The following is a 9,878-nucleotide window of genomic DNA, read 5'->3' as shown; positions in this document are numbered from 1 at the left end:
CTAGGCTGTTCCAAAAGATAAATTCAATTTTCGACAGCTATATAATAATAGCATTTTGAATTAAGTTCGTCAACAAAAACTTTTTTGACAAGTTTTGTTGGACACGATGTCTTTCTAAACAACGTGTACTAGTATAACCAAAAAATACCCGATTGGTCAACACCAAAATTCGACCTTCTCGAGTTCAGAGCCAAAATTCATTAAACAAACTCACACAGATCCGAACAATTTGTATTCACCACAACATCTTGTTTCCATTTTAAGCAAACCTGTCATTAAATTATCAGCTTTCAAATATTATAAATAGTAAAATAAAAAAACAAACTATTTGCAAAAAAATTGCAATAGTTTGTTTAAATGGCTCTATTCTATTTATCTGGACGCATTGTTGGGAATAAAAGCACATCTCGAATTGATGGCGCATCAGTTAATAGCATAACTAATCGATCAATTCCAATACCCAAACCGCCTGTTGGTGGCATCCCGTATTCCAAAGCTTCGATAAAGTCTTCGTCAATGCCTTCAGCTTCATCGTTACCCTGTTCACGTTCTTTAACTTGTGCCTCAAAACGTTGACGTTGATCAATTGGATCATTTAGCTCAGTAAAAGCATTAGCAAACTCATTGCCTTTAATGTAAAGCTCAAATCGGTCTGTAAACCGTTCATCATCAGGATTTTTCTTTGCCAATGGTGAAATTTCCACAGGATGACCGTAGATAAATACAGGTTGGGTTAACTTATCTTGAACTAATTGTTCAAAGAATTCATTGATAATATGGCCTACTTGCCACCAATCTTCATAATGAATTTTATGTTCATCAGCTAACTTCCGCGCATCTTCCAAACTCATCTTTGGCCAAAAGTCTACACCGGTATACTTCTTAATTGCATCTACCATGTGCATACGAGCAAAATCCTGACCTAAATCAAGATCAGTTCCTTGAAATGTGATCTTACCATCTGGTGAAACTGCTTTAACAGCTGCCTTAAAAATGCCTTCAGTTTCATCCATCACATCATGAAAATCAAAATAAGCAGTATAAGTTTCAAGCATTGTAAACTCAGGATTATGACGCGTGTCCATTCCTTCATTTCGGAAAACACGACCAATTTCATAAACGCGTTCCATGCCACCAACGATCAGACGTTTCAAATGTAATTCCAACGCAATCCGAAGATACAAATCAATATCCAACGCATTGTGATGAGTAATAAATGGTCGCGCATTAGCACCACCAGCCTGAGAGTGGAGTACTGGGGTTTCAACTTCTGTATAGTCCAAACCATCTAAATACTTACGAACTGCACTGATAATCTTGGTTCTCTTCATGAAGCGGTCAAAACTATCATCATTTGAAATTAAGTCTAAATAACGTTGACGATAAATTTGTTCAACGTTTTGTAAACCATGATACTTATCTGGAAGCGGACGAAGCGCCTTAGTTAAGAAAGTTAAATCAGTTGCTTTAACTGTCAACTCACCCATATCAGTTTTCATTACTTCACCAGTAATACCAATAAAGTCGCCAATATCAGCTTGTTTAAAAAGGGCATATTCATCTTCGCCAACAGTATCTTTACGAACATAAATCTGCATGGTCCCCTTACGATCCTTAAGATCTGCAAAACCAACCTTACCTTTTCCACGTTTAGACATCATGCGGCCTGCAATGGTTGCCTTAACATCCTTTTCTTCTAATTCTTCTTTTGAAAGCTCACCATATTGTTCATGCAATTGATTAGTTAGATGTGTGCGTTTAAACGCATGTCCAAACGGATCAATCCCTTTATCTCTTAAATCCTGCATTTTTTGACGACGAACTTTCAATTGATCGTTCATGTCTTGCTCTTTTTGTGCCACTGAAAAAATCCTCCTCTACCATTAGTCTCACGTATCCATGATGCCTATTTTACACTAAAAAAGCAAGTACCGATTACCTTGCCATTTGTTGACGTTTAATTGCCCGCTCTTGTTGTTGCTCTGCAAAGCGATCAAATATGTCATCCATCTCTTTTTCGGACTCTGCATTGTTAAGTGCTACCTTAGTTCTCGCCGAATGAGAAATTCCCTTCAGATAATACGCTGCTTGCGTTCTGAACTCTCTCGGACCAACATAGTCACCCTTTAGTTCCACCAAGCCATGTAAATGTTCCTTTGCAATTCGAATCTTTTCTGCTGGTTGCGGCTCATCGATTAACTCGCCAGTTTCAAGATAAGCAGAAACACGGTGCAACATCCAAGGATTACCCAAAACTGCGCGACCAATCATCACAGCTGTAGACCCAACTTCATCCAGCATTCGTTTGGCATCCTCAGCTGTTTTAACATCACCATTACCCATAAATGGAATAGTTAATTGATCAGAAACTTGTTTCAAAATATCCCAATCCGCATGACCCGTATACATTTGTTTCCGGGTTCTACCATGCATCGCCAAAGCTGAAGCGCCAGCTCGTTCGGCAGCCAAAGCATTCTCAACCGCATAAATATGATCAGAATCCCATCCTGTCCGCATTTTCACAGTGACCGGTTTTTTAACCGCATCTGTCACATAAGAAACCATTTCATAAACTTTATTTGGATCTAACAACCAACGTGCGCCTGCTTCAGTTTTCACAACTTTGTTAACTGGACAGCCCATGTTGATATCAATTATATCTGCAGCTGTATGCTGATCCACAAATTTAGCGGCCTCCACTAAGGTCTCTTTAGTACCGCCAAAAATTTGAATACTCATTGGATGTTCATGAGGATCCACATTCATCATACTTAATGTTTTTTTATTTTTGTACATGATTCCACGATCAGAGATCATCTCGCAAACTACAAGGCCTGCACCAAACTTTTTACAAATCAACCGAAAAGCTGAATTTGTAACACCAGCCATAGGGGCCACGACTAGTTGGTTAGGAATCTTAACATCGCCAATTTGCCATTCCATTTTGTCACCTCATCTACATATTTGATAAATCCACTTTAGCTTTTATCTTGATCATTGCCAATTATCTTACTAAAAGTCAGTCATGAAATTTATAATAGCACATAACTGATAGTCACCCAAATAAAAATTAGCTTTGTGACTTAAGTAAAATAGCTTTTAGTTCAACTTCACTGTAATGATACTTATTCCCACAAAACCGACAAGTGACCTCAGCACCATGATCTTCTTTAATCATCGTTTTAATTTCGTCAGATGGTAAACTCGACATGGCCGCCGCAAAACGATCCTTTGAACAATCACATTCAAATGAAACTGGCATCTTATCTAAAATTTTCACTTTATCATCTTTAAACAGAAGTTTCAAAATGTCCTCTGGTGTCTTTTTTTGCCGTAATAAATCAGAAACTAATGGTAGATCATTCAAAGTAGTTTGCAAACGATCGATTGCTTCGTCACTCGCTCCAGGCATCACTTGAATCATGAAACCGCCGGCTACTTCAACCGTTTCATCAGGGTTGACAAATACTGAAACACCCACTGAAGAAGGAATTTGTTCGGATTGCGCTAAATAATAAGTAAAGTCGTCCCCAATTTCTCCGGATGCCAATCCCACATTTCCCGTGAACGGATCTTTTAATCCCATATCCTTAGTAACTGAAAACGTTCCCTGATTACCAACAGCCTTACCAACATCAATATGATGTTTACTATTCAAAGGCAATGAAACATGTGGGTTCTTCAAATAACCTTTAACTGTCCCATTCGCATTACCGTCAACCACAATCCCCCCGACTGGGCCACCACCATTAATTTTAACCGTTAATTTTTCTTTACCTTTCAACAACGAAGATGCAAGCATTACCGTACCAACTAAAGAACGTCCCAATGCTGCCGTCGCTGCACTCCATGTATCGTGGCGTTTCTGCGCTTCTTTAACCAAGTTTGTACCGTTCACCACATAAGCACGAAACATGCCATCATTAATAATACTTTTAATTAAATAATCTTTCATGTTTTCTCCTCAAGTTTTCTTTTACCGTCTTACATTTTCACACATCTTGTAATCGAAACCAACCCCTAACTACTCAAAAACAGCAAACCAATAAGGAAGTTCCTTACTAAATTTGCTGTTTTTATAAACCTTTATTTCAGATTCAATTTTACAAATTCGTATGATCATTAGAATCATGATCTTGTGAATCGCTCGAATCATCATGTGAACTTGGTAAACGATGATTGCTACCAGTATTGCTAGTAGAATCTTCATCATGTTCACTAGGAGCTTCTAATTTAGAGTCCGAATCACTAGTATCGCCATCATTATCATCAGCATGGCGTTCAGCTTCCTTACGTTCCAACTCACGTTTAGATTCTTCAAACGTTGCCGCTTTTTCGCTTGGAAATTCTGAAGCACCATCCTTAGAAGGCATTTCTCCCGTTTTATACAAACTCAAAATCTGCTTTTCATCCAATGTCTCATATTTCAACAAAGCTTCAGCAATAATCTTGTGTTGTTCACGGTGAGCAGCAATAATATCCAGTGCTTTTTGATGACCTTCTTCAGTCAAACGACGGATCTCATCATCAATGGTTGCGGCCGTCTTTTCAGAATATGCTGGCCCATTTTCACCATAGTATGACTGACCTGGAGCTGATAATTCAACCTGACCAATTTTATCGCTCATCCCGTACTGAGTAACCATAGCACGAGCAATTCCAGTGGCTTGTTCAAAGTCATTGGAAGCACCTGACGATTGAGAATCAAAGATTGTTTCTTCAGCAGCACGACCACCCATTAAACCGGCAATCTGTTCCATAGCATCTTTCTTAGACATTAAGTTTTGGTCCTCACGAGGAAGCATGATGGCATAACCGCCAGCACGACCACGAGGTACAATGGTAACCTTATGAACCACACGGGCATCATTCAAAACAAGGCCAACAATTGTATGGCCCGCCTCATGATAAGCCACAACCTTACGTTCCTCAGGACTGACAACTGCATTCTTTTTAGCAGGTCCCGCAATAACTCGATCCTCAGCTTCGTCCAAATCTGAAGCATCAATAATCTTTTTGTTACGTCTTGCCGCAAGTAAAGCAGCTTCATTTAACAAGTTTTCAAGATCAGCACCCACAAACCCTGGAGTTTGTTTGGCAATCTCATTCAAATCAACATTTTTATCAAGTGGTTTGTTCTTAGCATGAACTTTCAGAATAGCTTCACGACCACGAACATCAGGACGACCAACCAAAATCTTACGATCAAATCGACCTGGCCGAAGGAGAGCTGGATCCAAAACATCAGAACGGTTAGTAGCCGCCATAACAATGACGCCTTCGTTCCCTGTAAATCCATCCATTTCAACCAGTAACTGGTTCAAAGTTTGCTCACGTTCATCATGACCGCCACCAACGCCGCTTCCACGACGTCGACCAACAGCATCAATTTCATCAATGAAAATGATAGAAGGTGAATTCTTCTTGGCTTGATCGAACAAATCACGCACACGACTAGCCCCAACACCAACAAACATTTCAACGAAATCGGAACCAGAAATGGAGTAGAAAGGAACCCCTGCTTCACCGGCTACCGCTTTTGCCAACAATGTTTTACCAGTACCAGGAGGCCCCTCTAAAAGCACACCAGATGGAATACGAGCACCCAATGACACGAACTTTCGAGGATCTTTCAAAAATTCAACAACTTCAACAAGCTCTTGTTTTTCTTCCTCTTCACCCGCAACATCAGAGAAACGAACTTTATTAGCCTTTTTATCGGCCGGCTTGACTTTCGACTTACCAAAGTTCATTACACCCTTACTACCACCGCCACCTTGACCTGCTTGGCTCATCATCATGTAGAAGAAGACGATGAAAATTAACAGTGGTAAACCAGTAATTAATAATTGTACCCAGAAACTGTTAGAAGCTTCTGGTTTTGTGTCCATTTTGACATTTTCCTTTTGCGCAGCTTTCGTGATCTGTGCAGTTGTTGAATCATTCTGCAAAACAGATGTTGTAAAGCTTTCAACTTTAGTAGTTGAAGTTGACGCCGGGAATAAACCAGATTGAGCACTGCCTTTTTGCGCTGTACGGTATTTACCAGTAATCTTGTAAACACCATTAGTTGGCTGTACGACAAAACTCTTAACCTTGTTTTTTTGTAATTGGGACACAAATTGGCTTGAAGAAATAGATGCCGTTTGTGTACTGCTTCCTTGACCGGTGACAAAATAAATAATGCCCACCAAAGCTAAGAAAACAACGATGTAAAACAAACTATTTTTAACAAGTCCGTTGTTATTCCCTTTTTTATTCATTGGAATCCTCCTTGTTGATGGTTTTACGAACGGTGAGCAAACGTGTGCTTAGCCTTCGATAGATAGATAATATCACACTTGACCAATTTTGACCAATTATTTATCCATATAAATTTTGGGCTTCAAAACACCGACGTATGGCAAGTTACGATACTCACCTTTATAATCCAAGCCATACCCAACCACAAATTCATTAGGGACTACAAATCCCACATAATCTGCCTTAGCTTCCAACACACGACCGGTTGGTTTATCCAATAAAGTGCAGACTTTCACACTTTTTGCATGGCGATCTTTCAAAAGATCAATAATAAATTTGAGAGTTCGACCTGTATCCACGATATCTTCAATAATAAGCACATCACGGCCACTTACGTCTCGACTAATATCCGTCACCAATTGAACTTCACCACTAGACTTTGTACCACCATGATAACTAGAAACGTCAATAAAATCTAACTGAGTGTATGTATTCATTTGTCGCATGACGTCAGTTGTGAAAAATACTGCTCCAGATAACACACTCAAGACTACAGGAACTTTACCTTCGTAGTCACCTGATAATTGTTTGCCTAACCGTGCACAGGCATCAGCAATGTCGGTTTGACTATATAAAACACGTTCAATATCATCGTTCATCAATTTGATTCCTCCAGATTATTGGGTTTCCAGATTATGAAATACTTAGATTCTTCTACCTTAAACGTTTTCTCAAGCCAACTTTTACGAAGGCCTAATAACCAAATTGGTTTCCCATTCCCGTCTACCAGCAATGGCCACCCTTTTCTTTGCCAATTAGAAACCTTGGCATCCATTAAAACACGTTGTACCTTTTTATGACCACCAGTTTTCAATCTTAACTGATCTTGCCTATTAGCCGGGCGCACAGAAAGTGGCATGCTAAATTGGTTTTGACTAAGCTGCATTGTTTGTTGCAAATCAGTCACCTTACCTGAGTATTTGTCAGCTTCAAATACAGCAACCTGACCAAAGCTTTCAATCAAATGCCATTGATTCAATATTAACATAGAATTCCGCGTTATCAGCGTCTTTTTATGGATTTTTGAAACCAATTGAAAACTAAATTTGTCGTATGCTTTCACAAACCACATCTGTGAATTAATTTGAATTTTTCCCGATGGTTTTTTCAAATTACCAAGAAGTTGTAGAATTTCTGTCTGTTGTTTTTTAGAAACTAATCCTTTGCCCACTTCTTTATTACTAATGAACTCTAAAGCTAAGCTCTGCCATTCCACACTTAATAATAAAAACTCTGGAACTTTGTACCCTTCATCAATTAGTAGATTCTTGACAATCTTTTCTTCATACTGCCGTGTGGCCAATATTAACGTCTGTAACTGAGATTCATAGCTTTGAACATGTTTCAGAAATTGCGGATTTTCTTGCTTAAGCCGGGGAACAATCTCATGGCGCATTCGATTTCTCGTGAAGCTTTCATCTGTATTGGTTTGGTCTTCATACCACTTCAAATGTCTAGACGTTGCAAAATCACGAATTTCTTCTTTTGAAAAAGATAATAGTGGCCGTACGATTTTCGTTGTCTTAGTTAAGTCTCTCGAACCAATCCCCTGTAATTGCTGTAGTGCGCCACCCCGAACTAATTTCATTAGAAAGGTTTCAGCTTGATCGTCCGCTTGATGAGCAGTGAACAAAAAACGAGCTTGCAGGTTTTGCGCGACTTCTGCAAAAAAATCATAACGCACCTTTCGAGCCGCGTTTTCAATCCCCGTGTCCGGATGTTGACTTAATGGCCAAACTTTAATTCTCAATTGTAAGTTGTGTTTACGTGCATAGGCTTCAATAAAGGTCTGTTCTTCTGTACTCTGTTCCCTTAATTTATGATTCACATGGGCCACAATTATTTTTGGTCGGCAGCTCACCGGTAACTTTTCTAACAATGTTAATAACACCATAGAATCAACCCCAGTTGAAACGCCCACAACAACTGAATCCGTTGGCTTTACATGATACTGCCTGATGATTAAATCAAAAGCTTTTTGTAATTGGATGGCCATTAAATTTCACCTTCTAATTTGAAGAAAAGCCCGACCAAAACGTTTGTTTTGTAACGGGCTTCTCACTTTATTTTATTTAATTAACTTCGACGACCTCCGCGACCTCCGCGTTTGCCTTCAGTATTACGTTTCAAAGTTGTTAACCGGACTTCACTATCTTTCAAAAAGCCTGATAACAAAGAGTCAAAATCTTTGGGATCGTCATGTTGCTTGTTTGAATGGCCTTGATAATGAGAACTTGGCTTTGAAGAACGATGTGAACTAGCCTCATGTTCGAAATGATTTGAATGACTACTTTGGTTATGATTATGATGCGCTGGAGCTGGTTGTTCCTCAGCTTTACGAATTGACAAACCAATCTTGCCATCATCGCCAACTGTTAGTACTTTAACGGTGACTGTATCGCCGACCTTTAAAACATCATGAATATCTTTCACAAATCCATTGGAAACTTCACTAATGTGAACCAATCCGGTTTTGTGATCGCCTAAATCAATAAACGCACCAAAATTAGTAATTCCCGAAACCTTGCCAGATACCTTTGACCCAACTTCAATTGCCATAAAAAAGTACTTCCTCCTTAGACTATGTGTAATAAGTATAGCACCACATGAATGCAAGTGCGAGTATATCCTAAACGAATTTTTAAACAAAAAGTGATCATCTTTTCCGTGAGAATACGCACTCGAAAAAGATAACCACTTCTAAAAAATTCAATTAATTTTGACTGACATCGGATGAATGATCCGAAGGTAAACTGTAAATTATTTCACCCGATTTACTATAATAGTATTTTTCTCTCAACAATTTTTGTAAGTAATTGGAATCATTTAATTGTTTCACTTGCAAACCTAGCGTCTTATTTTCTGCTTTTGCCGCAGAATAATGTGATTTACTAGTCTGAATTTGTTGATCCACAGCCGCTCGTTGATAGTGAGTGTGGATAATTTGAAAGCCAAAAATACCAACAAATACAATGAAAATTCCCATAATGATATAAAAACGGTGCAGTCGAGTTGTACGAATTTTTCTGATTTTTTCGTTTGTTTTGGTTAAATTACGCTGTGACCCGTTCACGTTACTTGCCATTTACACAACCCCCGTCCCCAAATTTTAAACATCTCTAAAGGCAATTATAACAAGCTCTTATATCAGTGTCTATGGATTTGTTGGAAAGAATTCATTAAATTTTGTAAGTGGTTTCCTAACTACTAAAAAAGGGACTAAACTCCCACAAAGTGGAAAGCCAGTCCCAAAATAAACTAGTACTGATCTGCCTTTGGTTATAACAAAACCAGAAATCTATTTTCGAAAATCTTGTGCGTAATCTTCAGATAAAATGGTGTACATCCGCTCTGCATCATCCTTCTTGGTTGTTTCTAACAAAGCGTCTACCCGAATCGTTAATGTTTTATTACCAAATTTAATCACGATTTGATCATTTACTGAAACATCAGTTGACGATTTAGCAGTACGATCATTAATCAAGATTCTTCCTTGATCCGCAATTTCCTTTGCAACAGAGCGACGTTTAATAATTCTTGACACCTTTAAAAATTTGTCCAATCGCATTTATTTT

Annotated in this window: 9 protein-coding genes; all 9 read right to left on the bottom strand. The window is 38.7% G+C overall.

Features of this window, described 5'->3' with window-relative positions; genetic code table 11:
• Positions 1-368 precede the first annotated feature (368 nt).
• Positions 369-1,841 carry a lysine--tRNA ligase gene (gene lysS, locus PPA04_RS04010; RefSeq protein ID WP_147206719.1) on the bottom strand — a complete coding sequence of 491 codons (1,473 nt, stop codon included), beginning with the start codon at positions 1,839-1,841 and terminating at the stop codon, positions 369-371.
• Positions 1,842-1,935: 94 nt separating this feature from the next.
• A complete protein-coding gene (dusB, locus tag PPA04_RS04005; RefSeq protein ID WP_057783543.1) occupies positions 1,936-2,943 on the bottom strand; it encodes a tRNA dihydrouridine synthase DusB in 1,008 nt (335 codons plus the stop codon).
• A gap of 127 nt (positions 2,944-3,070) precedes the next feature.
• A complete protein-coding gene (gene hslO, locus PPA04_RS04000; RefSeq protein WP_057783545.1) occupies positions 3,071-3,955 on the bottom strand; it encodes an Hsp33 family molecular chaperone HslO in 885 nt (294 codons plus the stop codon).
• A gap of 148 nt (positions 3,956-4,103) precedes the next feature.
• Positions 4,104-6,263 carry an ATP-dependent zinc metalloprotease FtsH gene (gene ftsH / locus PPA04_RS03995; RefSeq protein ID WP_057783547.1) on the bottom strand — a complete coding sequence of 720 codons (2,160 nt, stop codon included), beginning with the start codon at positions 6,261-6,263 and terminating at the stop codon, positions 4,104-4,106.
• 96 nt (positions 6,264-6,359) lie between these two features.
• Positions 6,360-6,902, bottom strand: a complete 543-nt coding sequence (gene hpt / locus PPA04_RS03990; protein ID WP_057783549.1) for a hypoxanthine phosphoribosyltransferase — start codon at positions 6,900-6,902, stop codon at positions 6,360-6,362.
• Positions 6,902-8,299, bottom strand: a complete 1,398-nt coding sequence (gene tilS / locus PPA04_RS03985; protein WP_057783551.1) for a tRNA lysidine(34) synthetase TilS — start codon at positions 8,297-8,299, stop codon at positions 6,902-6,904. Before tilS ends, hpt begins: the two co-directional genes overlap by 1 nt.
• Before the next feature lie 80 nt (positions 8,300-8,379).
• Entirely contained in the window at positions 8,380-8,862 is a 483-nt protein-coding gene (locus tag PPA04_RS03980; protein ID WP_057783553.1) for a S1 domain-containing RNA-binding protein, read from the bottom strand.
• Between the two features lie 154 nt (positions 8,863-9,016).
• Positions 9,017-9,388: an FtsB family cell division protein gene (locus PPA04_RS03975; protein ID WP_057783555.1), complete on the bottom strand. Its 372-nt coding sequence runs from the start codon at positions 9,386-9,388 to the stop codon at positions 9,017-9,019.
• A 213-nt stretch (positions 9,389-9,601) separates the two neighbouring features.
• On the bottom strand, positions 9,602-9,871 hold the full coding sequence (locus PPA04_RS03970) for an RNA-binding S4 domain-containing protein (protein WP_057783557.1): 270 nt from the start codon (positions 9,869-9,871) through the stop codon (positions 9,602-9,604).
• Positions 9,872-9,878 lie beyond the last annotated feature (7 nt).

It is taken from the genome of Pediococcus parvulus, from assembly GCF_007990205.1.
Lineage (GTDB): Bacteria > Bacillota > Bacilli > Lactobacillales > Lactobacillaceae > Pediococcus > Pediococcus parvulus.
Note: the sequence above shows the minus strand (reverse complement) of the source record. Positions and strands in the feature narration are given on the sequence as shown.